This is a genomic window from Acidaminococcus timonensis, assembly GCF_900106585.1.
GTDB classification, from domain to species: domain Bacteria; phylum Bacillota; class Negativicutes; order Acidaminococcales; family Acidaminococcaceae; genus Acidaminococcus; species Acidaminococcus timonensis.
Genome location: NZ_FNWH01000006.1, coordinates 1,384,827 through 1,400,892, shown reverse-complemented (window position 1 = coordinate 1,400,892; position 16,066 = coordinate 1,384,827). Strand labels below are relative to the sequence as shown.

The window sequence follows — 16,066 nt, the reverse complement described above, 5'->3', positions numbered from 1 at the left end:
ATGATCATTGGAATCGGTGTGGATATCCTGGAAGTGGGCCGGATGGAACGGGCCCTGAAACAGACAGGCTTCAGGGAAAAAGTATTTACCGACGAGGAAATCGCCTATTGCGAAAAGAAGGGCGCCCACAGTGTGGAATCCTATGCAGCCCGGTATGCGGCCAAGGAAGCCCTGGGCAAGGCCCTGGGGACGGGCATCCATCTGAGCCAGCTCCAGCAGGTGGAAATCCTGGTGGATGAAAAGACCGGGGCTCCCCGGCTCCATCTCATGGGACAGCTGCGGGTAGCCGCTCTGACCCGGCAGGTGGAACGGATCCATGTAAGCCTGAGCCATACTGCGGAAAATGCCATTGCCCAAGTACTGTTGGAGGAATAAGATGAAACTCATTGCAAGTGCAGCCATGAAAAAAGTGGATACGAAAGCCATCGGCGAGATGGGGATCCCGGAAGCAGTCCTGATCGAGAATGCAGGCCGGGCTGTGGCCGATGCTGCCCAGGAACTGCTGGAGACTGTGAAGGACAGGAAAATCATCCTGTTCGTGGGCAAGGGCAACAACGGCGGAGATGGACTGGCCGCTGCCCGGTTCCTGTTGAAGCGGGGTGCCCTGGTGACCCTGGTACTGGCCGAGGCGCCGGAAAGCTTCGGCCCGGGAGCCGCTCTCCAGTATAAGATCGATGCCAGCTTCCCCTTTACCATCCTGCGTTGGGAAAAGGACCAGAACGATGTGCTCCAGGCCTGTGCCCAGGCGGATCTGTTTGTGGATGCCCTGCTGGGAACCAGCTTCCACGGCAAGGTGCGGGAACCCATCCGGTCCCTGCTGGAGACCCTGCAGATGGTTCCTGTACCCGTACTGGCCGTGGATATCCCCAGCGGGGTGGCTGCTGATACGGGCCATACGGACGTGGCCCTCCACGCCCGGCTGACCGTGACCATGATTGCGCCCAAACCGGGGCTGTATCTGTACCCCGGTGCCGGTTATACGGGCAGGATCGTCCTGGCCGATCTGGATACACCGCCTTCTCTTGTCCTGGAAGCAGAAAGCCGGGCAGAACTGTTGACAGAGGATCTGGTGCAGCACACCCTGCCCAAACGGCCTCCCAATGCCCATAAGGGCATGAACGGGCGCATCGGCATCCTGGCCGGCAGCCTGGGCTATGCCGGGGCGGCGGAACTGTGCTCCAAGGCCGCTGTGCGGGCCGGGGCCGGTCTGGTGACCCTGTATACCCAGCCGGAAGTGCTGCAGCCGCTGATCATCAAATCCACGGAAGTGATGGTGCGGCCGGTGACGGAAGCAAGTCTGAAAGCCTTCCAGGCCTACGATGTAGTAGCCGCCGGACCGGGCGCCGGAAAGGCACCGGAAACCGTCCAGTATCTGCGGGAACTTCTGCCCCAGTTGCAGCAGCCGCTGGTCTTGGATGCGGACGGGCTCAATGCCCTGGCCGGGGACGATGCCCTGCTGCAATCCCTGAAACATAAAATATTTACCCCCCATCCGGGAGAAATGGCCCGGTTGCTGGGCGTACCGGTCAGCCAGGTGCTGGAGGATCCGGTGGCGGCAGCCCGGGAAGGGGCCAGGAAGTGGCAGGCTGTGGTGGTGCTGAAATGTACCCCCACCATCATTGCCCAACCCGATGGCCAGATCTACATCAATACCACCGGGAACGAAGGGATGGCCACCGGCGGCTGCGGTGATGTGCTCACCGGTACCATTGCCGCCCTGCTGGGCCAGGGACTGAACCTGGTGCGGGCTGCCTGCTGCGGCGTATACCTCCATGGGCTGGCCGGTGATCTGGCCGCTGCAAACGGTACCATCGGCCTGGCAGCCGGTGATCTGCTGGAAAAACTGCCCCAGGCCATCGACCGGACAAAAGCCAGATGACCCTGACCATTTGCACACAGAGGAAGAACGTGTTACAATGGCCGGGTATGTCGGAAGTCGGCGGAAAGCTCGGCTGATTTCCCCAGAGGAGGTTCAAGGTGTTAAAAAAACTGCTGTTACTTGTTTTCTGTCTGGTGGCGTGTCTGGGAACGGGCAACGCCCAGGCAGCGTCGAAAATCCAGAATGTGGTCTACGGTGTCAATCCCAATGGACGGTTGCGGATCGTCCTGGATACCAACCAGGCGACGAAATATAAGACGGAGATGCTGGACAATGAACTGCGGGTTACCGTGTACGGCAATCTGAAGTCCTCCATTCCCCGGGTGACCACGCCCAAGAATGCCACCTATGTATCCCGGGTGTATCTGGAACGGAAGGTCAATTCCACAGTGGTCCATGTGAATATGAAGAAACCCCTGCAAAAGGGAATGTTCAATGTGTTCAGCCTGAAGGAAGACCGGGTTGCCAAACGGCCCACCCGGGTGGTGGTGGACGTGATCGCGGCACCGCCTCAGAAAACGTTCACGCCGAAGAATACCAAACGGCCCAGCAGCTCTCCCTGGACCAAGCCCAGCGGACCCCGGTTCGGCAATACCTATTCCGTAGTGGGCGGCATCCGGGGCAAACGGATCACCCTGGATGCCGGCCACGGCGGCACGGATCCCGGGACCCACGGACTGCGCACAGGGACCTTTGAAAAGGACGTGACGCTGCCCATCACCAAGAAGGTGAAGGCTCTGCTGGAGAAGAAGGGTGCCATTGTCTATATGACCCGGACCACGGACGTGGATGTGTACGGGCCCGATGCCACCGATGCCGAAGAACTGCAGGCACGGGTGGATGTGGCGGAAAACAGCCATTCGGACATGTTCATCAGCATCCATATCAATGCCAGCGAAAATACCAGCGTAGGCGGGTTCTCCACCTATTATTATCCCAAGACCAAGTATGATATCCAGGTGGCCCAGTGCATCCAGGACCAGCTGATGAAGACAGCCGATGTGGATGATCTGGGCGTACGGTTCGCCAACTTCTATGTGAACAAGCGGAGCACCATGCCGGGTGCACTGGTGGAATGTCTGTTCCTGACCAATGCCCGGGAAGAGAAACTGCTGATTTCCGATTGGTTCCAGAATAAGGTGGCCAACGCTATTGCCGACGGAATCGAAGACTTCTACAATCAGCACCAGGGAGGTTGAAGCCTATGCAGAAAACGCTGACCCAATGGACCGCCGTGCTCCTGGTGGGAGCCGGACTGTTTCTGGGCGGCTGCGGAGCGGCCCAGACGACGAACCCGGATGCCCCGAAAAGCGGGCAGACCGTGGCAGAACAGGATCAGAAAGCATCTCGGACCCAAGCCAGCCAGTTTACTATCTACCGGGCCGGGAAGGGCGGCAAGCTCACCGCCGGTACGGTGAAGCTCACCGCCAGCCGGGAGAAGCTGCCCCTGCAGCTCCTGAAGGAACTGGTGGAGAAGCGGCCGGAGGGGGACACCACGTTCCCCAAAGGCTTGAAAGTCAACAAGGTCACGGTGAAGGGCCAGGTGGCTACGGTGGATTTCAGCAAGGAATTCCGCACCCGCAGGGGAGACCAGGATACGGTGCTGATGCTGTATGCCATCGTGGATACCCTGACGGAACTGCCGGAGATCCAGTCCGTACAGTTTACCAGTGCCGGCAAAAAGGTTACGGTGCTGGGAGGACAGGACCTGGAAACCCCGTTGAAGCGGAACAAATCATACATTGCAAAGTAACAGCCGTCCCCAGATAAAAAAGAAGCCGTGAGCAAATGCCTGGCATTTGCTCACGGCTTCTTTTCTCTTTCGTAGGATCATTCTTCCCTCAGCTTTGCAACGGCTTCGTCGTACCGGGCCACCACGTCCGGTTCCGGTTCCTTGTCCAGCTTGCTGACCAGCAGGATGGCCAGGGAGGACAGGATGAATCCGGGAATGATTTCATAGACCCCGGTGAAGGCGAAGAAGTTCTTCCACACCAGGACCGTGGTACCGCCCACCACGATGCCGGCAAAGGCCCCGTCCGTGGTCATCCGCCGCCAGAACAGGGAGAAGAGGACCAGAGGTCCGAAGGCGGCTCCGAATCCGGCCCAGGCATAGGACACGATGTTTAGGATCATGCTGTCAGGATTCATGGCCAGCACCAGGGAAAGCGCGGAGACCACGATGATCATCATCCGGCTCATCCGTACCAGTTCCCCTGCGGAGGCTTTCGGATTGATCAGGATCTTGTAGAAGTCCGTGGTGAAGGAGGAGGCAGCCACCAGCAGCTGGCTGTCCGACGTACTCATGATGGCACCCAGGATACCGGATGTGATGATCCCGGCCACAAAGGGATGATAGAAATGACCGGTCATCTGGATGAAGACCGTTTCAGCGGCGCCCCCCTTGAGGACGTCTCCCAGATAGACCCGCCCGGTGAGCCCCACCAGCACGGCCATGGCCAGAGAAATCACCACCCAGGTCACCGCGATGTGGGTGGCCTGTTTGATGCTTTTGGGATCCCGGATGGCCATGAAACGCACCAGGATATGGGGCTGGCCGAAATATCCCAGCCCCCAGGCCAGCAGGGAAATGATGGCGGTCAGGCTCAGCATGCTGCCATCAGCGCCCTGGAACAGGTTGAAATAGTTGGGGCTGATGGAATTCAGCCGTTCCATGGTGGCATCCACCCCGCCGATGGTGTACATGGCCGTGATGGGCACCACCAGGATGGAGAAGAACATCAAAAAGCCCTGGAACAGGTCCGTCCAGCATACGGCTGCAAAACCGCCCATCAGGGTGTAGAACACCACGATGCCCGCCGTCAGGAACAGGGAATACCGGTAATCCAGCCCGAAAGCCGTATTGAACAGCTTGCCACCGGCTACAAAGCTGGAGGAGGTGTAGATCAGGAAAAAGATGAAAATGAAAAAGGCAGAAGCAATCCGCAGCTTTTTGTGTTTGTCGTAGAACCGGTTGTCGAAGTATTCCGGCAGGGTGATGGCATTGCCCATGACCCGGGTGAAGATCCGCAGCCGTTTGGCGATCACCACCCAGTTCACCCAGGTGCCCAGGATCAGCCCTAGAGCAATCCAGAAGGCGCTGATGCCGGCCATGTAGGCATAGCCCGGCAGCCCCATGAGCATCCAGCCGCTCATGTCCGAGGCTTCGGCACTCATGGAAGTGACCCAGGGCCCCAGGGCCCGTCCCCCTAGGGCGTAGCCTTCCATGTCCTCATCCTTTTTATACGTGATCAGTCCGATCCCGATCAGGACCGAAAAATACAGGACCAGGGCGATCACCGTGCTCAATGCGATGTGCATAGACACACTTCCTTTCATATATCGTAATAACCTTCATTATATAATAGAACCCATCATTGTGGCAACAAAGGAAAGAATTCCATCTTTCCCGGAGCTTCCTCTTGCCTTTTGGAGAGGATTAATATAAAATAAACAAGAATAAGGCAAGGATACTACATTTTTTGCTGCACAAAACAACCATAACGAAATCCGAATGAGGGCTTGCTCCTTCGCCGCGCTGATGGTGCTGGCTTGCACAGGGGCAACCCTCTACTTATTGTGGAGACGCCATGACACCAGTTAAGATTACCATCCATAGTGAAAGCCAGGGGCTGGGAGATACGAAGCCCATTACACTGGTGGCCTTCGGGCAGCTGACGGAAAAGAATGGGACCACCTATGTCCGGTATGAAGAAACCAAAGTCACCGGCATGGAGGGGACCCGTACCACCCTGAAATGGACGGAGGATTCTCTGACGGTAATCCGGCACGGCCGTTATGAACATCGGCAGCAGTACGAACGGGGCCGGAACAGTACGTTTCAATACAGGACCCCGTATTTTACTGTGCCCATGACGGTGTTCACCCGCAGCCTGGCCATTGACCGGCAGGAACACAGCTGGAAGGTGGGGCTGTCCTACGATTTGGAAATGGACAATCAGCCCAGTGGAAGGATTTGTTTGCGAATTGAGATCGAGGAGGAAAAAATCAGTGGACATGAAGAATGTACTGGCGGAAGCCGTCACAGCTGCCGTCCGGAAAGCCATTGAGGCAGGTAAACTGCCCCAGGGTGAACTGGCACCGGTGGTATTGACCGTACCGCCCCAGAAATCTTTTGGCGATTTTGCCACCAATTTTGCGTTGCAGGCGGCCCGGAATTTCCATTGTGCACCCCGGGTGATCGCTGGAGCTGTCCAGGAATTCCTGGATTGCCCCCAGGTGGAGAAAGTGGAAATCGCCGGTCCCGGATTTTTGAACTTCTACTTGAAGGAAGACTGGCTGGCTGCCGCTCTGAAGGCCATTGTGGACAAAGGGGAGAGCTATGGGAATCTGCCGCCGAAAAAGGGCGAAAAGATTCAGATCGAGTACGTCAGTGCCAATCCCACCGGTCCGCTCCATGTGGGCCATGGACGGGGAGCGGCTGTGGGCAGTGCCCTGGCCAATCTGATGAAGGCCGCCGGGTACGATGTGACCCGGGAGTATTACATCAACGATGCCGGCAACCAGATGCACAACCTGGCCCTGTCCGTGAATGCCCGGTACCTGGAACTGTTCAACATCCCCTGCGAATTCCCGGAAAACGGGTACCACGGGGAAGACATCAAGGTGACGGCCAGACGGATCCGGGACAAATACGGCGACAAGTTCATCCATATGCCGGAAGAACAGCGCCTGGAGCAGTTCCAGACCATTGCCAAGGAAGAGAAACTGGCTGCCCTGAAGGAAGACCTGGAAGCCTTCAATTGTGAGTTCGACGTCTGGTTCAGTGAACAGTCCCTCCATGACGCCGATAAGATCCACCAGGTGGTGGACGAACTCCAGGAAAAAGGGTATGTGTACGAAAAAGAAGGAGCCAAGTGGTTCAGATCCACGGCCTTCGGAGACGATAAAGACCGGGTGGTCATCCGCGACAATGGGGTATCCACGTATTTTGCCGCGGACATCGCTTACCACCAGAACAAATTCCAGCGGGGCTTTGACCGGGTCATCAACCTGTGGGGTGCCGATCATCACGGGTACATTCCCCGGGTGAAGGCGGCCATGCAGGCCCTGGGCTATGATCCCGAACGGCTGGAAGTGCTGATCCTCCAGATGGTGGCACTGTACCGGAACGGCCAGCTGGTGAAGATGAGCAAGCGGACGGGCAAGAGCGTCACGCTGAACGAACTGATCGAGGAAGTGGGCACCGATGCGGCCCGGTTCTTCTTCATCATGCGGAGCATGGACAGCCAGCTGGACTTCGATCTGACGCTGGCTACGGAACATTCCAATGACAATCCGGTGTACTATGTACAGTATGCCCATGCCCGGATCTGCAGCATCCTGCGGCAGCTGGAAGAGGCCAGTGTGGTCCTGGATAAGGACTGTGACCTGACCGTCCTGAAGGAACCCATCGAAATCGATCTGATCAAGAAACTGAACGATTACGAGGAGCTGATCGAAACGGCGGCAGCCGAACGGGCTCCCCACAAGATCGCCCATTATGTGTACGACCTGGCCGGACTGTTCCATTCGTTCTACAACCAGTGCCGTGTCCTGGGCGTGGAACCTGCCGTGCAGCAGGCTCGTCTGGTATTGATTACAGCTGTGGGCAACACCTTGCGCCATGGTTTGAAGATCCTGGGTGTCAGCGCTCCGGACCATATGTAAGTTAGGCGAAAGCCAAAAAGGGAGGAAGAAAATGACCAAGTATATTTTTGTAACGGGCGGTGTGGTATCGTCTCTGGGTAAAGGGATTACGGCGGCTTCTCTGGGACGTCTGCTGAAGAGCAGAGGCTATAAGGTCACCATCCAGAAGTTCGATCCGTACATCAACATCGACCCCGGTACCATGAGCCCCTACCAGCACGGCGAAGTGTTCGTCACTGACGACGGTGCTGAAACAGACCTGGATCTGGGCCATTATGAACGGTTCATCGACATCAGCCTGACCCGGAACTCCAACGTGACCGCCGGCCGGATCTATCAATCGGTCATCAACAAGGAACGCCGGGGCGATTATCTGGGCCGTACCGTACAGGTCATTCCTCATATCACCAACGAAATCAAGGAACGGGTCTACCGGGTGGGCCGGGAAGAACATGCGGATTTCGTGATCACCGAAATCGGTGGGACCGTGGGGGATATTGAATCCGAACCTTTCATGGAAGCCATCCGGCAGGTCAAGAAGGATGTGGGCCGCAATGATGTGCTGTACATCCATGTAACCCTGATCCCCTACATCTCCGCTGCCGGCGAACTGAAGACGAAACCCACCCAGCACAGCGTCAAGGAACTGCGCAGCATCGGGATCACTCCGGATATCCTGGTGTGCCGCAGCGAAAAAGAAATCAGCAAGGAAATGCGGGAAAAGATTTCCATGTTCTGCGACGTGGATGCAGATGCGGTGTTCCAGTCCATTACCGCTCCCAGCATTTACGAAGTCCCCATGCTGCTGGAAGACCAGGGCATGGACAAAGTGGTGCTGCGGAAACTGGGCATGGAAGACAGACCGAAAGACATGGCTGCCTGGCATGCCATGGTGAAGAAAATCCTGGCTCCCCACGACAAGAAATCCACCATTGCTGTGGTTGGGAAATACGTGGAACTGCCCGATGCCTACATCAGCATCGTGGAAGCCCTGAAACATGCCAGCTATTTCCATGACGCCGATGTGGACATCGAATACATCAACGCCGTGGATCTGGAAGATCCCAAAGCGGACTTTGCAAGCATCTTCAAGGGCGTGGACGGCATCCTGGTGCCCGGCGGCTTCGGTGACCGGGGAATCGAAGGCATGATCCGTGCCATCCAGTATGCCCGGGAAAACAAGATCCCCTTCTTCGGGATCTGCCTGGGGATGCAGTGCGCCGTCATCGAATATGCCCGGGATGTGTGCGGTATGACCAAAGCCAACTCCACGGAATTCGATGAAGCCACTCCGTACCCTGTGATCTATCTGATGCCCGAACAGATGAGCGTGGAAATCAAGGGCGGCACCATGCGTCTGGGGGCTTATCCCTGCAAGCTGGTACCCGGCACCCTGGCCTACCAGGCCTACGGCACCGAAATGATCAGCGAACGGCATCGTCATCGGTACGAAGTGAACAATGAACTGCGGGACGACCTGTTCAACCACGGACTGGTGCTGGGCGGTACCCTGCCCAATGGCAAACTGGTGGAAATGGTGGAACTGCCTTCGGATGTACATCCCTGGTTCATGGGCGTACAGTTCCATCCGGAACTGAAATCCCGTCCCACCAATCCCCATCCTCTGTTCAAGGCCTTCATTGCTGCAGCATTGAAGTATCATAACCATTGATTTCTGGACGAATAGCAGGTACAATGAAAGGGCAATGAAAATTGCCGAACTAATGGGAGGCGTAGTGAATGAATAGAGAATTATCCATGGAATTTGTCCGCGTAACGGAAGCTGCCGCCATTGCCAGTGGTCGTGGCGTTGGCCTGGGGGACAAGAACGGCATTGACCAGCTGGCTGTAGACGCCATGCGGAAAATGTTCGACACCGTGAACATCAGTGGTACGGTTGTCATCGGCGAAGGGGAAATGGATGAAGCCCCGATGCTGTATATCGGTGAACATGTAGGGGCCGGCGGTCCGGAAGTGGATATCGCTGTGGACCCTGTAGAAGGCACGAACCTGGTGGCCAAAGGCCAGAACGGCGCCATTGCCGTCATCGCCATTGCTCCGAAAGGCTGCCTGCTCCATGCTCCCGATATGTACATGGATAAGATCGCTGTGGGTCCCCGTGCCAAAGGCTGCATCAACATCGACGATCCTGTGGCTGTGAACCTGGAACGGGTTGCCAAGGCCATGCACCGGAATGTCAACGACCTGGTGGTGGTTGCCCTGGATCGTCCCCGTCACCGCAAGATCATTGAAGAAGTCCGTGCAGCAGGTGCCCGGATCCGTCTGATCAGCGACGGCGATGTGAATCCCATCATCGAAACCGGCCTGGAAGGGTCTGGCGTGCATATGTACATCGGCCGGGGCGGCGCTCCGGAAGGCGTACTGGCTGCTTGCGGGCTGAAATGCCTGGGTGGCGATATGCAGGCCCGTCTGGTTCCGGAAAACGAGGACCAGGTGGAACGGTGCCGCAAGATGGGGATCGAAGATACGAAGAAAATCCTGACCATCGACGATCTGGTCAAGGGCGATGATGCCATGTTCACGGCAACGGCCATCACCAACTGTGACAACCTGCGGGGTGTCAACTACTTCGGCAATGGTGCCCGGACGGATACCATTTCCATGCGGTATGCCACCGGCACTGTCCGGTTCGTGGATGCCGTACATACCTTTAATCGGGACGACATCAACGTCAAACTGTAAGAAATCAGAACGGAATAGCAGCAAAACAACCGAAAGCCGGTATCACGGCTTTCGGTTTTGCTTGTTGCTGGTAAAGAGAGAATCCTATGGCAAATGAACTGACGAAATTACTGCTCCAGGAAAAAAATGTACAGGAAGCAGGGGAGCTGTGGAAGAAAGCAACAGGACCTGTGAATCTGACCGGCCTTACCGCATCGGTGAAAGCCGGCTTTTTGTGTGCTCTGCAGGAAATGACGAAGGCGGCTCCGCCTCTGATTTTCCTGACGGTGAACCGGGAAGCCATCCGGGGCCTCCGCCGGGAACTGGCCTATTTCTATCCGGATCTGGCCATGCGGGAACTGTACCCGGCCAGCCTGATCCACGGTCAGGTGGATACCCGCAACGAACAGGTGCTGGCGGAACGGGCGGCCGCCCTGGAGATGATCTATAGAAAAGAACCGGGGATCATTTTTGTCACGGCAGAGGCAGCCATCCAGAAGCTGCCCCAGCCTGACAGCCTGGTACGGGAGAACATCAAACTGGCTCCAGATCAGGAAATCGAACAGACCCTAGTGGTGGAAAAACTGGTGAAGGCCGGTTATGAACGGACGGAGCAGGTGGATACCCTGGGGCAGCTGGCCGTACGGGGGGACATCCTGGATGTATTCCCCATCAACGGCAAGGATCCGGTGCGGATTGAATGGTTCGACAACACCATCGACGTGGTGAAACGGTTCGACCTGGATACCCAGCGCAGTACCGGGACCCTGAAGCAAGTGGCTATCATGCCCCTGGCGGTGGAGAACCAGGAAGCTAATGCCTCCCTGTTCCAGTACTTTTCTCCGGAACAGCTGGTGATCATCGATGAGCCGGCTGGCTTCTTTGAAGAATGTAAAAAAAGCTACGGGGACAACCGGGAATTCGCCGACCAGCTGCTGGAACCGGAAACCATGATCCAGCAGACCGGAAAGACCCACAGCCTCCTGGTCAGCGATCTGGGCCATCCCCATTTTCCGGAGGCGCCCAAGCTCCACGTCCAGGTGCGGGCCATGGCTCCCTACAACAAGAACACGGACCTGCTCCAGAAGGACCTGAAGGGCTGGCTGGACAAGGGCGTCCATCCTCTGATCATGATGGGGACGGCGGATAAGGCGGCCGGCCTGGCGGAGAGCCTGAAGGGGAACGGTCTGGACATGGTCTACCGGAATCAGCCGCCCCTGCTGCCGGAAAAGGGTGGCGTGGTGTTCACGGGCAGCTTGACCAACGGGTTCTATTTCTGGGACCAGTCCTGGCTCCTGATCACCGAAAGCGATATCTTCGGGATGCAGAAAAAACGCCGGCTGGCCAAACAGAAGGGCAAAGGACCGGCTCTGAACTATTTCTCTGACATCAAAGTGGGAGATTACGTGGTCCACGACGTCCAGGGCATCGGCCGGTATATGGGCGTGGAGACCATTGAAATCGACGGGGTCCATCGGGATTATCTGCAGCTGCAGTATGCCAAGGGGGACAAGCTCCATGTGCCCGTGGAACAGGTGGGCCTGCTCCACAAATACGTGGGCAATGAGGGCACACCGCCCAAGCTGTCCAACATGGGCCGCAAGGACTGGCAGAAGGCCACGAAGAAGGCCCAGAAGGCCATCACCATCCTGGCCACGGAACTGCTGCGGCTGTATGCCCAGCGGAAGATCACGCCGGGCCATGCCTTTGCGCCGGATACCCACTGGCAGAAGGAATTTGAGGCCAGTTTCCCCTTTGAAGAGACCCCGGACCAGCTGAAGGCCATTGCCGAAATCAAGGCAGATATGGAAAAGCCCGTCCCCATGGAACGGCTGCTGTGCGGGGACGTGGGCTACGGAAAAACAGAAGTGGCCATCCGGGCGGCCTTCAAGGCGGTCATGGACGGCAAGCAGGTGGCCGTACTGGCGCCCACCACGGTGCTGGCTCAGCAGCATTTGCTTACCTTCAGCCAGCGCATGGGCTCTTTCGGGGTGCGGGTGGAGATGCTCAGCCGGTTCCGCACGCCCAAACAGCAAAAAGAAATCATGGACCGGCTGGCTGAGGGCAAGATCGATGTGCTCATCGGCACCCACCGGATCCTGAATCCGGATGTGGAGTTCCACGATCTGGGGCTGCTGATCATCGACGAGGAGCAGCGCTTCGGGGTGGCCCAGAAGGAAAAAATCAAGCAGCGCAGTGCAGGGATCGATGTGCTGACCCTGTCGGCCACGCCCATTCCCCGGACGCTGCATCTGGCCCTGGTGAAAGGCCGGGATATGAGTATCATCGAATCCCCTCCGGAGGACCGGCTGCCGGTGGAGACCTATGTGGCCGAATACGATGATGGCATGGTGCGGGAGGCTCTGGAGCGGGAAATCCGCCGGGGCGGACGGATCTACTACGTCCACAACCGCATCGAAGGCCTTTCCCGGATCGCCGCCCATCTGCGGGAACTGGTGCCGGGCATCACCATCGGCATCGCTCACGGGCGGATGACCGAGGACGAGCTGGAAGATGTGATGCTAGGCTTCTATCATGGAGACTTCGATGTGCTCCTGTGCACCACCATCATCGAAAACGGGTTGGATGTACCCCTGGCCAACACCATCATCATCGATGGAGCCGAGAACTTCGGGCTGTCCCAGCTGTACCAGATGCGGGGCCGGGTGGGCCGTTCCTCCCGGCTGGCCTATGCCTATTTCCTGTACAAGAAGGATAGGGTGCTCAGTGAAGTGGCCCAGAAACGGCTGCAGGCCATCCGTGATTTCACGGAACTGGGTGCCGGATTCAAGATTGCCATGCGGGATCTGGAGATCCGGGGTGCCGGCAACCTGCTGGGCGCCGAACAGCACGGTCAGATCGCCGGTGTAGGCTTCGACCTGTACTGCCGGCTGCTGGAAAAGACCATCAACACCCTGCAGAACGGAGGCAACCCCGACGAACCGGTGGCACCGGATCCGGTGATCGAAATGAAGCTGGATGCCTACATCCCCGATGGGTACATCGACAATCCCCGGTACAAGCTGGAACTGTACCATCGCTTCGGAGATATGAAATATGAAGACCGGAACGACCTGATGGATGAAATCATCGACCGGTTCGGCAATCCGCCCCAGCAGGTGGTGAACCTGTGGCGGGTGGCGGCGCTGCGGGATCTGTGCCGGAAACTGAAGATCACCGGCATCGCTGTGCGGCCCGGTGAAATCCGGATTACGTTCGACCCCCACAGCAAGGCCAATCCGGATGTGCTCCAGGCACTGATCCGGGAATACGTGCCCCGTGCCACGCTGAAGATGGGACCCCAGCCCCAGTTCATCCTGAAAACCCGGGGCTTGAAGGAAGAACCCCTGCAATGGCTGGAAAAGAACGTTTCCCGTATGGTATAATCCGGGGAGCGTGTGTGTGATTAGTGATTAGTGATTAGTGGCTAGTGACTGCTATAAAAACTGGAGGGGCTGCTTCGGGCCGGCCCGCTGAGAGGAGAGAAACATGGCTGACCGCTTTATGAAAGGGACACTGATCCTGACGGCTGCCGGGCTGCTGGTGAAAATCCTGGGGTCCGTGAATCGGATCCTGCTTTCCCGGCTGTTGGGCGGGGAGGGCATCGGGTTGTACCAGATCGCCTATCCCCTGTACCTGCTTCTGGTAGCCCTGTCCTCCGCCGGGGTCCCGGCGGCCATGTCCATCCTGATTTCCCGCCGGGCGGCAGTGAATGACCGGAAAGGGGCCCGGCGCATCCTGGGGATTTCCACCGGGCTCATGGCCCTGGCCGGAGTGGCCTTTGCGGCCCTGGCCTGGGTGCTGGTTCCCTGGCTGATCGACGGAGGTATCGTCAAGGACGGGCGGGCCAGGATGGCCATGCTGGCCCTGGTGCCCGCCATCGGCCTGTCCATTCCGGTGGCCTGCTTCCGGGGGTATTTCCAGGGGTTCCAGGAAATGACGCCCACGGCTGTTTCCCAGATCCTGGAACAGTTCACCCGGGTGGTTTCCATGGTGGTCCTGGCCTGGCTGCTGCTGCCTCAGGGACTGGCCATGGGAGCGGCCGGAGCAGCTTTCGGGGCTGTCCCCGGTGCCGTGGCCAGCCTGGGGATCCTGCTGTGGTTCTATTACCGGCAGCAGCAGCGCTGGCGGCAGGAGGAGCTGTGCCCGGGACCTTCGGAAGAGCTGTCCCTGGGTTCCACGGCCTGGCAGCTGATTTCCCTGGCACTGCCGGTGACCTGCGCCAATCTGATGGTGCCCGTGGTCAGCGGCATCGAGATGATCCTGGTACCGGACCGGCTGCTGGCCGCCGGATTTACGGTGGCAGCCTCCACACGGGGGCTGGGCTACCTTTCCGGGATGGCCATGCCTCTGGTGAACATGGGGACAATCCCCACCAATTCCCTGGCGGCCTCTGTGGTGCCCGCCGTGGCGGAAGCCAAAGCCAAAGGCCGGAGGGACCTGCTGGAGAACAAGACGAAACGGGCTTTCCGGTTCTTCCTGCTGCTGAACGTACCGGCGGCGGTGGGAGTGTACCTGCTGGGCACGCCCATTTCCCAGGTATTGTACGGGACCCGGTTCGCCGGGCCGGCCATTACGGCCCTGGCCCCGGCCATCCTGTTCCTGGGGCTCCACCAGGTGTCCACGGCCCTGCTCCAGGGGCTGGGCCATACCCGGGTACCCATGTGCAACATGCTGTTGAGCCTGATCGTAAAGGTGGGACTGCTGTGGACCCTGACGGCCATACCGGCTTATAACATCCGGGGCGCCGCCTGGGCTACGGATGCCAACCTGGCAGCCGCCGGGCTGGCCAACCTGGGTTTTCTCTACTACACCGACCGGCTGACCCTGCCCTGGAAGGACCTGGTCCGTATCACAGTTTCGGCTGTGGTCATGGGCGGAGCAGTGTACGCGCTGGGTCCGATGCTCAGCGGGGTGCTTTCCAACAGGATCCTGTGGCTCATGGCGGAAGTGATGCTGGGGGCTGGGGTCTACGGCCTGATGCTGGTATTGACCCGGGAGCTGCGGATTTCAGATTTCAAGAGGAGAGAACAACCATGAAAACACTCCATGAAAAAGGCATCCACGAAAAAGGGGTGCTGGACCTTCGGCCGCTCATCGAACTGGTGCGGGTGCTGCGGGAACCCGGGGGCTGTCCCTGGGACCGTGTGCAGACCCATGCCACCATGCGCCGGGAGCTGGTGGAAGAAGTATACGAAATGCTGGAAGCCATCGACGATGACAATGTGGCCGGCATGCGGGAAGAAATGGGGGATGTGCTCCTCCAGGTGGTGTTCCATGCCCGCCTGGCCGAGGAAGAGGGCCTGTTTACCATGCAGGACGTGATCGACGACGTGGTGAAGAAACTGGTCCACCGGCACCCCCATGTATTCGGCCATACCCGGGTCAGCGGCGCCGGTGAGGTCATGGAGAACTGGGAGACCCTGAAGGCCCAGGAAAAGACCGAACGGACCCATGCCCTGGATGGCATCGCCAAAGGGCTGCCGGCGCTCATGCGGGCGTACAAGCTCTGTGCCAGGGCCGCGAAAACCGGTTTTGACTGGCCGGATGCAGCCTCTGCCTGGAAGAAGGTGCAGGAAGAGGAAAAAGAGCTCCAGCAGGCAGTTGCAGCCTCTGACAGAGATGCCACAGAGGAGGAACTGGGCGATCTGTTCTTCGCCCTGGCCGTGTACACCCGCAAACTGGACCTGGAACCGGAAACCACCCTGAACCGGGCCAACAATAAGTTCCAGAAACGGTTCGAAGCCCTGGAAGCCCAGGTGAAGGCCGAAGGAAAGGATTGGAAGGAACTTTCCCTGGAAGAGCTGGAAAATCGCTGGCAGCAGGCCAAAAAAGTCTCGAAACGCCCTTGACAATCCC

General features: G+C 58.2%; 12 protein-coding genes. 11 read left to right on the top strand and 1 reads right to left on the bottom strand.

All coding sequences use genetic code 11. The features are described 5' to 3' along the window. From acpS to BQ5462_RS10455, 4 genes are all read left to right on the top strand, one after another. Entirely contained in the window at positions 1-375 is a 375-nt protein-coding gene (acpS, locus tag BQ5462_RS10470; RefSeq protein ID WP_071143239.1) for a holo-ACP synthase, read from the top strand. Between the two features lies 1 nt (position 376). Further along, entirely contained in the window at positions 377-1,879 is a 1,503-nt protein-coding gene (locus tag BQ5462_RS10465; RefSeq protein ID WP_071143238.1) for a bifunctional ADP-dependent NAD(P)H-hydrate dehydratase/NAD(P)H-hydrate epimerase, read from the top strand. A 98-nt stretch (positions 1,880-1,977) separates the two neighbouring features. Then, positions 1,978-3,078: an N-acetylmuramoyl-L-alanine amidase family protein gene (locus BQ5462_RS10460; protein WP_071143237.1), complete on the top strand. Its 1,101-nt coding sequence runs from the start codon at positions 1,978-1,980 to the stop codon at positions 3,076-3,078. A 5-nt stretch (positions 3,079-3,083) separates the two neighbouring features. After that, on the top strand, positions 3,084-3,632 hold the full coding sequence (locus BQ5462_RS10455) for a GerMN domain-containing protein (RefSeq protein WP_071143236.1): 549 nt from the start codon (positions 3,084-3,086) through the stop codon (positions 3,630-3,632). A gap of 77 nt (positions 3,633-3,709) precedes the next feature. Here the strand turns inward: BQ5462_RS10455 and putP are convergent, their stop codons facing one another. After that, positions 3,710-5,197 carry a sodium/proline symporter PutP gene (gene putP / locus BQ5462_RS10450; protein WP_071143235.1) on the bottom strand — a complete coding sequence of 496 codons (1,488 nt, stop codon included), beginning with the start codon at positions 5,195-5,197 and terminating at the stop codon, positions 3,710-3,712. Positions 5,198-5,466: 269 nt separating this feature from the next. Here putP and BQ5462_RS10445 point away from each other — a divergent pair, with 269 nt between their 5' ends. The 7 genes from BQ5462_RS10445 (at position 5,467) to mazG (ending at position 16,059) form a co-directional block, all read left to right on the top strand. Next, the gene (locus BQ5462_RS10445) at positions 5,467-5,946 is read left to right on the top strand and encodes a YwiB family protein (RefSeq protein ID WP_071143234.1); all 480 of its coding nucleotides are present in this window, start codon (positions 5,467-5,469) and stop codon (positions 5,944-5,946) included. Further along, positions 5,888-7,546 carry an arginine--tRNA ligase gene (gene argS / locus BQ5462_RS10440; RefSeq protein ID WP_071143233.1) on the top strand — a complete coding sequence of 553 codons (1,659 nt, stop codon included), beginning with the start codon at positions 5,888-5,890 and terminating at the stop codon, positions 7,544-7,546. The genes BQ5462_RS10445 and argS overlap by 59 nt, the downstream gene beginning before the upstream one ends. A gap of 31 nt (positions 7,547-7,577) precedes the next feature. After that, complete coding sequence (locus BQ5462_RS10435) at positions 7,578-9,197, top strand: CTP synthase (RefSeq protein WP_071143232.1); 1,620 nt, start codon at positions 7,578-7,580, stop codon at positions 9,195-9,197. Positions 9,198-9,265: 68 nt separating this feature from the next. Further along, complete coding sequence (gene glpX / locus BQ5462_RS10430; protein ID WP_071143231.1) at positions 9,266-10,228, top strand: class II fructose-bisphosphatase; 963 nt, start codon at positions 9,266-9,268, stop codon at positions 10,226-10,228. Between the two features lie 86 nt (positions 10,229-10,314). After that, positions 10,315-13,593, top strand: coding sequence for a transcription-repair coupling factor (mfd, locus tag BQ5462_RS10425; protein WP_071143230.1), 3,279 nt, complete (start codon positions 10,315-10,317; stop codon positions 13,591-13,593). 103 nt (positions 13,594-13,696) lie between these two features. Continuing rightward, complete coding sequence (locus BQ5462_RS10420; RefSeq protein WP_071143229.1) at positions 13,697-15,247, top strand: putative polysaccharide biosynthesis protein; 1,551 nt, start codon at positions 13,697-13,699, stop codon at positions 15,245-15,247. After that, on the top strand, positions 15,244-16,059 hold the full coding sequence (gene mazG, locus BQ5462_RS10415) for a nucleoside triphosphate pyrophosphohydrolase (RefSeq protein WP_071143228.1): 816 nt from the start codon (positions 15,244-15,246) through the stop codon (positions 16,057-16,059). Before BQ5462_RS10420 ends, mazG begins: the two co-directional genes overlap by 4 nt. The last annotated feature ends 7 nt before the right edge of the window (positions 16,060-16,066 follow it).